Raw genomic sequence first — 14,075 nt, 5'->3', positions numbered from 1 at the left:
CATGCTGGTTCATATCGGGCGCTCTGTAGAAAGCGCTTTGGCTGGTGATGCTCGTTCGGCTCTTGTAGCTTTTCTTTTAGTTTTTGCCCTAGCTTTTTACTCGGTCAGTGCGGTGAGATTGTGGCGTATCGACGTGGCGAGCCACCGTCTACCCGATCGTATTGTTTTGCCCCTGTACCTTGGGGTGGGCTTGCCGCTCTTTGCTGTGGTTCTCTTGACGGAGGATGCTGATGGGCCGCGGCGTATTGCCTACAGCGGCGTCATGCTATTGGGTTCCTATTATCTTCTACGCGCTGTATCGCGCAGGGCACTGGGGTTAGGCGATGTGAAGCTCGCCGGTGCTTTAGGGCTACTCTTAGGGTATTTTTCACTCCTCAACCTCCTGTGGGGCACTTTGCTGACCTTTGTACTTGGTGGGGTGTACAGCCTGTGGCTCCTGTTGAGGCATCAAGCGAGCCCCAAAACTCATATTCCTTTTGGGCCATTTATGCTACTGGGAACGCTCATTGCTACGATTTTCCCCGCATAGATAGCCTAACGGCTATAGAAAAGGAGGTTGCTCACCATGCCCACACCAGAGTTCATTACCCAGCTTCGAGAAAAAATCGGTCATGAGAAACTGTGGCTCTCGGGTGCTACCGCTGTGATTGTTAGACCCGAAGACGGTCGCATCTTGCTGGTACGACGCTCTGACAACGGTCTATGGACGCCTGTTACCGGCATCGTGGATCCGGGTGAGAATCCCGCCCTTACCTGCCTGCGGGAAGCTGAAGAAGAAGCCGGGGTAAAAATTGAAGTAGTAGCACTTACCCAGATTAAAGCAGACCCATCCCAGACCTTTTCTAACGGAGATCAATGCCAGTTTCTTGACCACACCTTTCTGTGCCACTGGGTCAGCGGGCAAGCTCGTGTCAATGATGAGGAATCTTCTGAAGTGCGCTGGGTGACTGTTGATGAGCTCAAGAGTTTGGTCAACGAGCGCATGTATGACCGTATAGACTCGGCGCTGAACTACAGCGGTTACGCCCGCTTTGGGTTTGAAAGCGTGTGATGGGTGTTTACCCGGCAGGCATTTATCTCTGTGCTACGAGAAGATAAAGGTGCGGCACCGCTGTCTTAGCGGTGCCGGATCTTTTACCTGATAGACATTGCCTCCGTGGGCGGATTCTCTAGGAGAACTGATGCCATGCACGAGCCTTGCGGAGGTTAGATTTCACCATAGCAACTGCCTCACCCACATCGCGGTTAAGAGCAATCTTGCTCATAGAAGTTGCACAACCAACAAATTGGTTAGCTTCGACCTCAGGGGGTATTGACAATGCGTTAGCATCGGCAGTGTCACCGGGAATGGTGATGACCGAAACACCGTAGAGGCGATTAACGCCGGTTTCAAGCAGTTGGCTAACAATTTTGCTCCGCGAGCTTCATTGTTGCTCCTAAACTTTTAGGTTCAAGTAATTCTTACCTTTTTATTCGTGATCTGTTACTTGTGCTCCTCAGGGGGGGGGGAACTAGGAAATAACAGTGAGCTTTCTATCCTGGGTGTGCGATAATTCTTGTTTTCGCCTCGTCGTACAAGGCGCAATCGCTTAAAACTTATGCGGGTTGCACCTACGAAGGTGCAACCCGTATTCTCAAAATCTGAGCCCTAGAGCTCAGTAACTTGAGTTAAAGAATTCTGCTTAGGAGTAGTTACCGAGCATCTTGGTGACATCGAGTGCTGAATCCAGCTGCTCCTCGGTGACTTCACCGCGCTCAACGTAGCCCAGAGCAACAACAGCCTCGCGAACAGTAGTCTTATTAGCCACTGAGTACTTAGCGATCTTTGCAGCTGCCTCGTAACCAATCAGCTTGTTCATGGGGGTCACAGTTGAGGGTGAAGCCTCAGCCAAGAAACGGGCGCGTTCTACGTTTGCCTCAAGGCCGTCAATCATCTTATCTGCCATGACGCGTGATGCGTTGGTGAGCAGACGGATGGACTGTAGCAGATTAGCTGCCATCACGGGAATACCGACGTTGAGCTCGAAGGCTCCGTTAGTGGAAGACAGCGCGATGGTGGTGTCGTTACCAATCACCTGAGCCGCTACCTGAACAACAGCCTCGCAAATCACGGGGTTAACCTTGCCGGGCATGATAGATGAACCGGGCTGAAGGTCGGGAATATGCAGCTCGCCCAAGCCAGTGTTGGGACCTGAACCCATCCAACGAATATCGTTATTGATCTTCATGAGTGAGTAGGCAATGGTGCGTAGCTGCCCTGATGCTTCAATGAGACCGTCGCGGTTAGCCTGCGCCTCGAAGTGGTTGCGTGCTTCGGTCAGCGGAAGACCTGTTTCTTCAGCGAGCAGCTCAATGACGCGTGCTGAGAAGCCGTCGGGGGTGTTGATACCGGTGCCAACAGCGGTACCGCCCAAAGGAACCTCGGCAACGCGGGGCAGAGCTGAATCAATACGCTCGATGCCGTAGCGAATCTGAGCTGCATAACCGCCAAATTCCTGACCCAAGGTTACCGGAGTTGCGTCCATGAGGTGGGTTCGACCCGACTTGACGACGTCCTTGAACTCAGTTGCTTTCTTCTCCAATGATGTTGCCAGATAATCCAAGGCGGGCTTTAAATCGTTGATGAGTGCTTCGGTAGCTGCAACGTGTACTGAGGTGGGGAAAACATCGTTTGAAGACTGGGAGGCGTTCACATGGTCGTTAGGGTGAACATCAATGCCTTTATCTTCCAGCAAACGGCTTGCCAGGGTTGCAAGCACCTCGTTGGTGTTCATATTTGATGAAGTACCAGAACCGGTCTGGAATACATCGATGGGGAAGTCAGCGTTGTGCTTACCAGCTGCCACTGTGTCTGCCGCATCACGAATAGCCTGTGCGCGTTCAGCGTCGAGCACCTTCAGTTCTTCGTTAGCGGTAGCAGCAGCTTTTTTTACCAGAGCCAGGGCGCGAATATGCGCGGGCTCCAGAGTCTGACCTGAGATAGGAAAGTTCTCTACAGCGCGCTGAGTCTGCGCACGGTAGAGCGCGTTGACGGGCACGCGAACTTCGCCCATAGTGTCGTGTTCAATGCGGTATTCAGTGTTATCAGTCATACCTACAGCATAACCGGTTCGCGTGAGCTGAACCTCAGCAATGACCTGATGTGTTCGTTTATTGCGTAAAAAGCTGGGTGATTTTTAGGACGCGTGAGGTCCGGCGTCCACCGCGATGGTAGGGGAAGATGAGTAGACCAGCTCTGCGCGTCCATCAACCAGGTGGTAATAGACGCCCACCACCGCGACTTTCTCGTCCTTAATGCTTTCGGCCACCACGTGGGACTGCTCGGCAATCCGCGCTGCCGTTTGGTAAGTGTGCTCCCGCACCATATCGTTGACGGTCGCGTTTTTGGGCAGTTTGGGGGAGATAACTGAGGGCAGGATGCGTTCTACCAGGTTACGCACGAAACCATGGGGCATATCGCCTGTTTCTAGGGCTTTCTTGGCGGCGCTGACAGCACCGCAGGAGTCGTGACCGAGAACCATAATCAGCGGCACGTCAAGCTCGCCCACGGCGTATTCCAGTGACCCGAGCACCGAATTGTCGATTACCTGACCGGCAGTACGCACCACAAAAGCATCGCCCAAACCCAAATCAAAAATAATTTCAGCGGCAAGACGGGAATCGCCGCATCCAAAAATGGCGGCAAAAGGGTACTGCCCAGCGGTGAGGGACTCGCGGTGTAAAGCGTCCTGGTTGGGGTGTAAGGATTCACCTGCCACAAACCTAGCGTTGCCCTCAGCCAGATACGCCCACGCTTGGGCGGGAGTAGAAACGGTCTGCGCCACGGTAACCTGCCTTCTTAGAAACTGATACTGGTGAGAGCTTATCTACATTCCGTTGGATTTATTCGATTCCGGTGCCTGAGGTTGCAGTGGGCGAAGCTGTTGCCGTGGGGGCTTTTTGATAGTTCACGATGGCTTCGGCAAGCTGGGCAAATTCAGTGCCGGGTGCATCACCGTAGATAATAACGGTGGTCCCATCGACCTCGCCCACATAGTAGGTAAGGGTTTCGTCTTTGTCAGTGGTGCCCTCGCGCACCTCCCATTCGACTCCAGCAATTGACTCTGCGCCTATGGGGCGTGAGTTTCCGGTTTGTTGAGCAATCCACGAAACGTTCGTTTCGCCTGCATCAGCCTGCTTGACCGTGAGAAACTCGGCGGCAGCAGTAATCTGCCCTGTCTCCCAATAACTAATACCATCAGCCTGATGGGAGTACCAACGTGCGTAGTTGTAGTGCCAGTTCTCAAGCTGCGGCGCGGTCGGAGTGAATCTAGCTACTTCGCCCGCCTCAAAAGCAACCTTCGGTAAATCAACTGACGCCTGGTAGGGGTCTTTATCTGGTTTGGGCATCAACCAAATCACCGGTAGCACACAGGCAAGTAGCACAACCATCGAGATAATCATGTTGCGCACCGGCTGGTTAATGCGTTCAGCCTGCTTGGGGGTAATCTGCGGCTTCACACCGTCAGCAACGGTGGCAGGACGCGCCGACTCGGCGCTTTCCGGCGCGCCTGCGGTGGAGGGAGCGGCTGAAGATTTCTCAAACTCAGATGATTTCACCCTATTATTCTCACGCACTTTTACCCCAAACCCCTCATTGACCGCTTAAAGGTGAAAGATAACACACTATTGCGTAGGTTATATACGCGAAAACTGTTAGCCACCCACCGGCAAACTAGCTATTCTGAGAAGAGCAGGGCGCACCGGCGCGTCCGCACGCTGAACAACTCAAAGGGGAGAACATGTCAGAAACCAACCATGGCCGCAACCTCGCTCTTGAACTGGTACGAGCTACTGAAGCTGCCGCGATTGCCTCAGCGCCCTGGGTGGGTGCCGGTGAGAAGAACCTCGCCGACGGGGCAGCGGTGGACGCGATGCGTTACCGTCTCTCAAACGTTAATTTTAACGGAACTGTTGTGATTGGTGAGGGCGAAAAAGACGAAGCGCCCATGCTCTACAACGGCGAAACTGTGGGCGATGGCACCGGACCGAAGATGGATGTGGCGGTTGATCCCATTGACGGTACCCGCTTGACCGCGTTGGGCATGGATAATGCCCTGTCTGTGATTGCTGTGGCTGAGGGCGGCTCCATGTTCGATCCTTCGGCCGTGTTCTACATGGAAAAGCTCGTGACCGGTCCTGAAGCGGCTGACCTGGTTGACTTGCGTTTGCCGGTCAAACAGAACCTGCATCTGGTTGCCAAAGCCAAGGGTAAGAAAATCAACCAGCTTACCGTCTGTATTCTTGACCGCCCCCGCCACACTGACATTATTGAGCAGATTCGAGCAACTGGTGCCCGTACCCGCATGATCCTTGACGGTGATGTTGCTGGTGCGATTGCTACCTGCCGTGAAGGTTCAGGTATTGATGTAATGATGGGTACCGGTGGCACCCCCGAGGGTATTGTTGCTGCCTGCGCGATTAAGGCAACCGGTGGCATTATTCAAGGACGCCTGGCACCCACCGACGATACCGAACGCGAAAAGGCATTGGCTGCCGGTCATGATCTTGATGCTGTGCTCACCACCGATGAACTGGTGACTTCAGATGATTGCTACTTTGCTGCTACTGGTATTACCGGTGGTAAGTTGCTGCGCGGTGTGCGCTACGGTCGCAACACGGTTACCACCCAGTCGATGATTATGCGCTCCAAATCAGGCACTATTCGTACCATCGAAGCAGAGCACAACCTGGCACGCTGGGAAAAAATCCTCGAAAAGCATATGCCCAAAAAGTAGGAATCTGGCAGTAGCTCATGAACACCGCTGACCGCACTAAAACATTCCGCTTGGTAGTAATACTGGGCGCAGTCATCGTTCTAGTTGTCATAGTGCTCATGAGCGGAGTATTAGGTTTTCTCTTAGATTCTTAGAACGCTTTTTATTCCTAAAAGGAAGTTCCAATAGCGAGAGGTCGGAGCCACTCAAAGAATGGCACCGACCTCTCTTCTATAAAAATCTTACTTGTTCAGTTTCGCTTTTACTTTGCTGATGCCATCAAGCGCTTTGCCTTTGAGCTGGAGCGCTTTTTCTTTGATTGCGGGGGCTTTTGCCTTGGTTGCATAGATAGCGCTGTAGGCGGTGTAACCCGGAGCGCTGACAGGCTTGTCCCAGGTGCCGGCGTACTCCACAGACTCGCCGCCGAATGACTTTTTGAACTTGGTGAAGCCCGCCCATTCGTGGTTGGGGTCATCGTTGGGGGCAATGCCGAAGAGATCAACCTTGGTCAGGCCTTTAGCTTTCGCGTCCATAATCAAGTTGGTGACCAGGGGAATACCCGCCGATAACTTACGGTGCTCGAAGGACGCTGCCGCGTGTGCGTAGGTGCGGGTATCGTCCGAGTCATATACAAAAGCAGCGCCAATTGGTTGGCCTTCGACCTTGGCAATATAAAGAGTCGCTGCATCTGCCGGCATGAGGACGCGCGCTACCTGGCGCAGGTACTCATCGCGCTGGCGATTGAAACCGGTGCGTCCGGCGGTTTCGTCCAAGAACTTCAACAGAATATCGAGATCAGATGGGTTCTGTGAAGTCTCAAAAGTAACACCTTTTTTATGGATATTGCGGTGCAGATTACGGTTGGTTGACTTCATATCTTTCAAGATGGCATCTTCATCTTGAGTGAGATCAATAATCTGAGTGTGAGCTGGCTGCACCTGACGCGGTGACTTCTTGAAGCCACGCTGAACCAGGAAATCCTGGTGGTCACCACCGGCAAAAATGCCCTCTTCAATGGGCTCTACGCGCACAAAAAGGCACTTATTATCGCGAGCTACCTGCATCAAATCAGCCATGGCGGCATCGAACGCTGCGGGAGTATCTGCAACAGGCCCGTAGGGTACGTACAGGTAGCGTCCGATGGTTCCGCCCTCAAGAGTGGCAATATAGCACCAGCCGTAACCCGACTTTTTGAAAACCTTGTAACCGTTAGACTCTTGGAAACGTGCCCATACATCTGTCTGCAGAATATTACTCATGCGCTCCAGTGTACCGGTTGCCCCGTACCAGGTCTAAGGTAGGGGCAGGGTGTGCAGACGCGGTGTTGGGCACAGCGACTGAGTTCTTATAACGATGGTTAGGGCACCGAACAGGTTCCGTTGGGGGTAAGTTCTGACGCTGTCATGAGAGGAACTACCGTGCCATCTGCCTGCTCAAAAACCACCTGATGCGCCACAGACCCAACTCCCTGCGCCATCGGCTGAGGGCTTTTACCCTCAGCTGAGTCCACTAGCACCTGATCCACCCGGCTGTGTACCTCATCAAAATCAGGGTAGGTCGGGAACATCGGGTCAAAATAGGGCGGGGCGATAGCGAACTGAATAAGATCGTACTGACGAGATTTCAGGGCGATATCACCCAGCTCGCTCAGACCTGATTCGGGAAGATTAGTCTCAATAATCTGCTCACCCGCTGCAGCGATATCGGCAAACTTAGTGAGCACATTTGCCGGTTCTAACTGCTTGAGCATGGCAGCCTGCACACAGCGCTGGCGCGCTTCACGATCATAGTCAGAGGCACCCTCACGGGAGCGAGCATACCACAGGGCATGAAACCCATCGAGATGCTGAATACCCGGCTCAATGTAACCCTCAATGGGGTTAGGCTCACCGGTCACAGCGTGGGTACCGCCCCCGATAGGAACATAGCCACCCACATCGATGGTAATACCACCGAGGGCATCAATCATGGTTGAGAAACCCTGCATATCAACTAGCACGTAGTTCTCAACCTCAATGCCCAAAATCCCAGAGACCGCATCCATCATAGCTTCTGCCCCCGGATCTTTTGCCTCAGGATAAAGACTCGGGTGATTAGCGCTCACATCGGTATAGAGGGCGTTCAAGATGCACTTATCACCGCAGTTGAAGCCCTCAGGGTATACCTGCCACAGGGGAGAATCCTGCGAGAAAGGAGCATTTTGTAAGTTGCGTGGAACCGAAATCGTCACAGCTTGACCGGTAGCGCCGTCAATGCTCACCACCGTCATAGAATCGGGGCGGCGCCCGACGCGGTCCGCACCGGCGTCCCCGCCCATGAGAAGGATGTTATACCTACCCTCATGTTGGGTGAGCGTTCCAGAACCGGCAAAAATATTTCCCAGGGCGTTGCGTCCTACCGAAGCAATATAGGCGCTGTAGGCAAGCCCACCACCGGTAATAGCTGTCAGAGCAACCAGACCTAACACCACCGGAACGCGAGCGCGGGCAGGTAAAGTCTTGAGGCGAATAACGCGCAACGCATCAAAAAAGAGATAAATCCAGCCTGCTGCCAAAAGAGATAAAATACCCACCAAAATAAACAAGAAACTCTGGCTGGTAAGAGCTGAAAAGATAGCGGTTCGAGCAGTAACCCCTAAGAAAATTCCTAGAGCTATGAGCACCCATACCGTAAGGGTCACGGTCAATGCCCTGCGACCTAAACGCTTGTTACCTGCAATGAGCTGTACAGAACCCGGTACGAGGAGTGTGAGGAGAACGAAAATCCACGCACGACGTACCCGCAACTGATCAGAGGCATACTCAGGGTGGTGGAGAGGGTCGGTGTACTGCGGACGCGAAAGCTTATCTCCCTTCACCCGGACTGCGCTAATAGAGCCCCGTCGCGGTTGCTGACGACCTGCGGAGTTTCTCTCTCTAGCTGCCATCACCTAATCCTTTACCTTACCTTCTACCCAAAGTCTTTAAAATTCCTACGGCAGCATCTGTGCCTACCCATAGAACAAGCAGTGATACCACCGTAGCGAAGAAAACTGAAAACTCTCCGTTGTTACCCTGTGCTGGGCTTAGGGTGCGTAGGGCTCTCGGTAGTCATCATCGGAGGGAATATCAGTGTGGGGCTGACGAGCTGAGTGCGCCGCATCAGCGATAGTGGTGATGTGCGAATTATCTTCTTCGAGGTCTTCGCGGCGCTCGCCGACTTTGGAACGCAGTGCTGCGCCTTTGTCCATCGCGGTTTGACGTAGCGATGCCGCGAAGTCAATGAGGTCGCTGCGTACCTGCTGGGCGAAGTCATCAGCTCCTGCTCCCAGTATGCGTAGTGCGAGCAAACCAGCGTTACGTGCCCCATCAATAGAAACAGTGGCAACGGGAACACCGGCGGGCATCTGCACGATGGAGAGCAAAGAATCCATGCCGTCTAGGCTCTTGAGCTTGACGGGCACACCAATGACAGGCAGGGGAGTGAGCGAGGCGAGCATGCCTGGCAGGTGGGCTGCACCACCGGCACCAGCAATAATGACGCGAATGCCGCGCTCGTGTGCTTTACGACCGTAGGCGACCATATCTTCGGGCATGCGGTGGGCTGAGATAACGTCTGCTTCGTAAGCGATGCCGAATTCTTCAAGAACCTGGGCGGCGGCTTCCATGACGTGCCAGTCTGAGTCTGAGCCCATGACGATTCCAACGATGGGTTGGGTTGATTCAAAGGGGGAGCTCACGGTGTTCTCCTTCTTGCTAGTAATCTTGGTAGAAAATTTAGGCAGCGCCGTCAGTGAAAAGTACGGCGCAGGACGCGGCTGATGAGCGCATCTGGTTGAGTTCGGCTGCGGCGCCGGTCATGTTGATGTGCCCGATTTTGCGGCCGGCGCGTACTCCCTTGCCGTAGAGGTGAACTTTGGCGCGCGCGTCTGTGGAGAGAACCTTGCCCAAAACTCCAAAGAGGTCTTTATTATTACCGCCGAGGAAGTTCTTCATAAGCGCAACCTCGCCCTTGACCGAGGTGTCACCTAGTGGCAGGTTAAGAACTGCGCGTAGATGCTGCTCGAACTGGCTGGTGACGGAGCCGTCTTGGGTCCAGTGACCGGAGTTGTGCGGGCGCATAGCAAGTTCATTAACTAAGAAGCCGTGCTCGGTACCGGGTACTTCAAAAAGCTCAGCAGCCATCACACCGGTGACGCCAAGTTCTGAGGCAATGAGGGTAACGGCGTCGGCAGCTGCCTGAGCGACGCTCTGGGAGAGGTCGGGTGCAGGGGCGATGACTTCATCGCAGACTGAGTTCACCTGAATAGACTCAGCAAGGGGCCATGCGCGCACTTCACCTGAGTCTCTGCGGGCAACGAGGGCGGAAAGCTCACGGGTGAAAGGTACTTTTTGCTCAACCAGCAGAGAAGAAAAATCAGCGCGATCTGCAAGCGCATTGAACCACGCTTCAACTTCAGCGTTCAGCGCTTCATCACGGGTATCGAGAACCATGACGCCTTTGCCGTCGTAGCCACCGCGCGGAGTTTTGAGCACTACGGGCCAGCCGGTGGTATCACCAAATTCAAGAAGCGCATCAAGGGTGGTGACCTCAGCCCACACGGGGTTGGGAAGCCCCAGCTTATCAATTGCCTTGCGCATCTCGATTTTGTCCTGCGCATAGATCAGAGCATCGGGGCGGGGTTGCACGTTGACGCCTTCTGCGATGAGAGCGCGCAGAAAGTCACCGGGTACATGTTCGTGATCAAAGGTCAATACATCAACATCGCGGGCGAACTCGCGCAGAGCCTCGAAATCTTTGTAGTCGCCTACGGGAGTATTTTTCACTGCGGGCACAGCACACACGTCGGGGGTCTCAGCGAGTACGCGTAGATTGAAGCCGAGCTCGGTGGCGGCGGGTGCCATCATGCGGGCAAGCTGTCCGCCACCAACGACGCCAATTTTAGGTCCAGTTACAGGGTAAGTCACAGTCTCTAGGCTACCTGCTTATCGGTCTTTCTAAAAGCCGTTGTTCAGTGGGTAGGGGTGCTGAGCGTTTTATGAATGCTGCAGTATCTGGGCGCGTTCGTCTGCGTAAATTTTTAGGTGGCGGTCGCCTGCTGTGAAATCAAACCGGTCATCGAGGATAATAACCGCGTAACCAGCGTGCATCACGGCTAGAATTTCAGCGACCGCTAGCGCCGGTGACCCAGTGACCTCTAGCGCTTGAACCCCCTCTGGCACCTGCTCTTTAATCTGTTGACTAAGGTCAATGACGCGCGTTATCAGTTGGCGGTGGGTACTGTCGCTCAAGGCGGGAGTATCGGGGGTTGGCTGGTTGAACCCCATGTAAAGATCAGCATAGGCGCGCACTTCACTGGTGTAGTCCACGTACTCGCGGTCGGTGGGAATCTCGCCCATATAGCGCATGCCCAAGGCTGCTACTTCAACCAAGGCATAGACGTTCGCATCTACCGAGCTGAAATCTTCGGGCGAGAAACCTGCCGCCACTTGGTAGGGTTCATCTTGCGCCTCATCAGTGCCTGTGCGGACGCTCGCCACAGCGCCCACCCGCAAAGCGGCTAAGGAAAGGGCAACACTGCGCCAATGGGCAGCCGCAGGCAGACTGATAGTATCGCCGACTTCAATATCGCACTCTTCGTACAAAAAATTAGCAGACTTGGATACCCAGTTATCGAGCACCCTGCCGGAAAGCTCAATGCGCTCACCGGGGGCGCCGTACCAGATGAGGGCTGGCGTCTGGCGGATTTTAAGGGAGTCCATAAAATGTGCGAAAGATAGCTGAGACATGAAACCAACTTACAAAACTAAAAGGAGGGTGAGCAAAAGCATTGAAGCTCATGACCTCCCAACACACCACATAAAGGAGGGGTAGGTCACCTTTATTATGCAAATGAGCGCTTTGCCTTATATCATAAAAACTCATGACAATGTGAATATGGTTGTTTCAACACCCGTTAATTTACTGACTCAGTTTGACGAATCGCGTATTACACACGTGTAATGATGATGTGGCTAATCTGCCCCGCTGACTGTTAAACAGTGGTTGGCAGGCTAGGACACCCACACGCGTCGTCATCAGTGGCATCACTTTGTCTGCTCCACAACGAGTGGAGCCGGAAGCAAATGTCACGAGAATACGAAGGGACTATTAAGAACTATGGGTTCGTTGACTCACTACGGGAGTGACCCAGGGTATTCTGGTGCAAGCCAGCGTTACACTCAGTACCTTGATTTGCAGGCTAATGATTTTCTTGCTGCGGCTGAGGCACGTGAAGCTGCCCAGAAACAGCAAAAAGTACCCGTTGCTAAAAACGTAGATCTCTTCTCCAACGATCCCGATGCGCTGTCTTTGTGGGAGGCGGCTGCCGGTCTGTACAGTACCGACGGTGATGATGGTGAGCTGGCATGGCAGGCAGATGCTCTCTGTGCTCAGACCGATCCCGAGGCTTTTTTCCCTGAAAAGGGTGGCTCAACTCGCGATGCTAAGCGCGTATGTAGCGAATGCCCTGTACGTCAGGCATGCTTGGATTACGCCATGGAAAATGATGAGCGTTTCGGTATTTGGGGCGGTTTGTCAGAGCGTGAACGTCGTCGCCTTCGCAAGCAGAATATCTAAAGAAAGAAGACCGTTTTTATGGCTCAGCAACGTCTCTGCTCGCGTCAGACCTGTACTCGCGAAGCTATTTTCACCCTCACCTACGCCTACGCAGACTCAACTGCGGTGATCGGTGTACTTTCTACCCATCGCGAACCCCACGCCTACGATCTGTGCGAGTTTCATGCTGACCGTTTGACCGCGCCCCAAGGCTGGCAGGTTGTTCGATTGCCGATGTCAGGCTCGGACGCTTCCGCACCCGTTGCGCAGAACGATGGTAACTACCCACCGCTTCGCAGCGTCTAAAGGGTAGGTATCTTAAGCTTCGTTCATAAACTTTTGAAATATCAAAATTATCCTTGAAGATGAAATGCGTATCTCACACGGATACGCATTTTTTATTGCTCCGTTTGCTGATAGTCTTGAAAGAATGTTATTTTTAGCCAAATCGTAAAGGACTCATCTACGTGGCTTTTTCCCCTCGCGATAGCGTAACTTCACGACGCCAAGCTCTGAGCTTTACCGCTGTTGGTGCAGCTTCTGTTTTTGGGCTTGCTGCTTGTTCCACTGCTGAATCCGAGAGTACCGGTTCTAGCGCCTCAGCCTCTGCGGCCGCTTCGTCTACTCCCTCAGCTTCGCCCACTCAGAAGTTCGTCGGTAGTGTTGCTGTTACTCCCGAAAAAGACGCGGTGGAGTTCAACCCGGTGCTAGCGGTTAACCCGGTGGTCGCTACTGCCACTGATGCTACTTTTACCTCGGTTAAGTTGATGGCTGGTAAAGCAAATATTGCCGGTGAGTTAAGCGAAGATAAGACCACCTGGACTTCTACTGAGGACTTGGCTTTTGATACCGAGTACACCTTGAAGTGGGAGGCAGAAGATGCTGAGGGCGGCAAAGGTAAGGGTTCTAGCGTCTTCACTACGGTCTCAGCTGTTAACGAGGCTAATGCTATGACGAACCTCAAAGAGGGAGCCGTCTACGGTGTTGGTCAGATTATTCAGATTAACTTCTCTGAACCTGTGATTAATAAGGACGCGGTGGAGAAGCTCATTGAGGTCACCGGCAACGGTGTTACTGAGCCTCGTGTGCGCTGGTACTCGGATTACATGGCTCGCGTTCGCACTAAGGACTACCTGCCTGCTAACACCGATGTTGCCGTAAAGGTTAATATTTTGGGCGTTGACTTGGGCAACGGCATGATTGGTAATTCCAATACGGCGGTGAACTTTAAAACCAGCGAGAAGCGTTATGCGCTGGCTGATAACAACACTAAGACCATGAAGATGTACGTGAACGATGAGTTAGTGCATACCGCTCCTATTACTTTGGGCAACGCAGAGTGGCCCTCTGTTGTTGGTCAGCTTGTTATTCAGGAACAGGCACCCACCTACAAGTTTGATCCCACCACCTTAGGCTTGGATCGTAGCAATGCGCACTGGTATGAGCCCTTTACTGCGTCCTGGACTTCACGTCTGACAGACTCGGGTGTTTTTGTACACCAGGCGCTACCGAGCGCATGGGGCTCCGTGGGTTACTACAATGTCTCACACGGTTGCATTGGTATGCTGCTTGCCGATGCTAAGTTCTTCTTCGATACTTTTGATGTGGGCGATGTTGTTGAAACCGTGAATACCGGTTACCTCATGGCTGATCCTGATAACGGCTACGGCGACTGGAACATTCCCTTTGATTCATACGCTGATGAGAACTACAGGGGTAACTGGTAACATCCGAAGCCTTCGC

The 14,075-nt window shown here is 53.3% G+C and carries 14 protein-coding genes; 6 read left to right on the top strand and 8 right to left on the bottom strand.

What is annotated here, in order from left to right:
* The first annotated feature begins 1 nt into the window (after window position 1).
* Both JR346_RS08270 and JR346_RS08265 read left to right on the top strand, forming a co-directional pair.
* On the top strand, window positions 2-529 hold the full coding sequence (locus tag JR346_RS08270; protein ID WP_205482215.1) for a prepilin peptidase: 528 nt from the start codon (window positions 2-4) through the stop codon (window positions 527-529).
* A gap of 36 nt (window positions 530-565) precedes the next feature.
* Entirely contained in the window at window positions 566-1,051 is a 486-nt protein-coding gene (locus tag JR346_RS08265) for an NUDIX domain-containing protein (RefSeq protein ID WP_204877417.1), read from the top strand.
* Between the two features lie 631 nt (window positions 1,052-1,682).
* Here JR346_RS08265 and JR346_RS08260 read toward each other — a convergent pair.
* The 3 genes from JR346_RS08260 to JR346_RS08250 form a co-directional block, all read right to left on the bottom strand.
* Complete coding sequence (locus JR346_RS08260) at window positions 1,683-3,092, bottom strand: class II fumarate hydratase (RefSeq protein ID WP_205482214.1); 1,410 nt, start codon at window positions 3,090-3,092, stop codon at window positions 1,683-1,685.
* Window positions 3,093-3,176: 84 nt separating this feature from the next.
* Window positions 3,177-3,824: a carbonic anhydrase gene (locus JR346_RS08255; RefSeq protein ID WP_204877415.1), complete on the bottom strand. Its 648-nt coding sequence runs from the start codon at window positions 3,822-3,824 to the stop codon at window positions 3,177-3,179.
* Between the two features lie 58 nt (window positions 3,825-3,882).
* On the bottom strand, window positions 3,883-4,599 hold the full coding sequence (locus tag JR346_RS08250) for a DUF4245 domain-containing protein (RefSeq protein WP_204877414.1): 717 nt from the start codon (window positions 4,597-4,599) through the stop codon (window positions 3,883-3,885).
* Between the two features lie 182 nt (window positions 4,600-4,781).
* On the opposite strand from JR346_RS08250, the gene glpX reads away from it, so the two are divergent.
* Entirely contained in the window at window positions 4,782-5,777 is a 996-nt protein-coding gene (glpX, locus tag JR346_RS08245; protein WP_204877413.1) for a class II fructose-bisphosphatase, read from the top strand.
* 221 nt (window positions 5,778-5,998) lie between these two features.
* On the opposite strand, the gene JR346_RS08240 is transcribed toward glpX, so the two are convergent.
* The 5 genes from JR346_RS08240 to JR346_RS08220 form a co-directional block, all read right to left on the bottom strand.
* Window positions 5,999-7,015, bottom strand: coding sequence for a peptidoglycan bridge formation glycyltransferase FemA/FemB family protein (locus tag JR346_RS08240; protein WP_205482213.1), 1,017 nt, complete (start codon window positions 7,013-7,015; stop codon window positions 5,999-6,001).
* 98 nt (window positions 7,016-7,113) lie between these two features.
* Window positions 7,114-8,682 carry an LCP family protein gene (locus tag JR346_RS08235; protein ID WP_205482212.1) on the bottom strand — a complete coding sequence of 523 codons (1,569 nt, stop codon included), beginning with the start codon at window positions 8,680-8,682 and terminating at the stop codon, window positions 7,114-7,116.
* A gap of 138 nt (window positions 8,683-8,820) precedes the next feature.
* Window positions 8,821-9,429, bottom strand: coding sequence for a 5-(carboxyamino)imidazole ribonucleotide mutase (gene purE, locus JR346_RS08230; RefSeq protein WP_204877523.1), 609 nt, complete (start codon window positions 9,427-9,429; stop codon window positions 8,821-8,823).
* A gap of 82 nt (window positions 9,430-9,511) precedes the next feature.
* Complete coding sequence (locus JR346_RS08225) at window positions 9,512-10,702, bottom strand: 5-(carboxyamino)imidazole ribonucleotide synthase (RefSeq protein ID WP_204877409.1); 1,191 nt, start codon at window positions 10,700-10,702, stop codon at window positions 9,512-9,514.
* 69 nt (window positions 10,703-10,771) lie between these two features.
* Window positions 10,772-11,524 carry a TIGR03089 family protein gene (locus tag JR346_RS08220; RefSeq protein ID WP_205482211.1) on the bottom strand — a complete coding sequence of 251 codons (753 nt, stop codon included), beginning with the start codon at window positions 11,522-11,524 and terminating at the stop codon, window positions 10,772-10,774.
* 370 nt (window positions 11,525-11,894) lie between these two features.
* On the opposite strand from JR346_RS08220, the gene JR346_RS10545 reads away from it, so the two are divergent.
* The 3 genes from JR346_RS10545 (at window position 11,895) to JR346_RS08205 (ending at window position 14,059) form a co-directional block, all read left to right on the top strand.
* A complete protein-coding gene (locus JR346_RS10545; protein WP_304621683.1) occupies window positions 11,895-12,353 on the top strand; it encodes a WhiB family transcriptional regulator in 459 nt (152 codons plus the stop codon).
* Window positions 12,354-12,371: 18 nt separating this feature from the next.
* Window positions 12,372-12,638 carry a DUF3499 family protein gene (locus JR346_RS08210; protein WP_205482210.1) on the top strand — a complete coding sequence of 89 codons (267 nt, stop codon included), beginning with the start codon at window positions 12,372-12,374 and terminating at the stop codon, window positions 12,636-12,638.
* Between the two features lie 161 nt (window positions 12,639-12,799).
* Window positions 12,800-14,059, top strand: coding sequence for an Ig-like domain-containing protein (locus JR346_RS08205; RefSeq protein ID WP_205482209.1), 1,260 nt, complete (start codon window positions 12,800-12,802; stop codon window positions 14,057-14,059).
* The last annotated feature ends 16 nt before the right edge of the window (window positions 14,060-14,075 follow it).

Origin of the sequence: Rothia sp. ZJ932, assembly GCF_016924835.1 — a bacterium.
Lineage (GTDB): Bacteria > Actinomycetota > Actinomycetes > Actinomycetales > Micrococcaceae > Rothia.
This window is presented reverse-complemented; position numbering and strand designations above follow the sequence as displayed.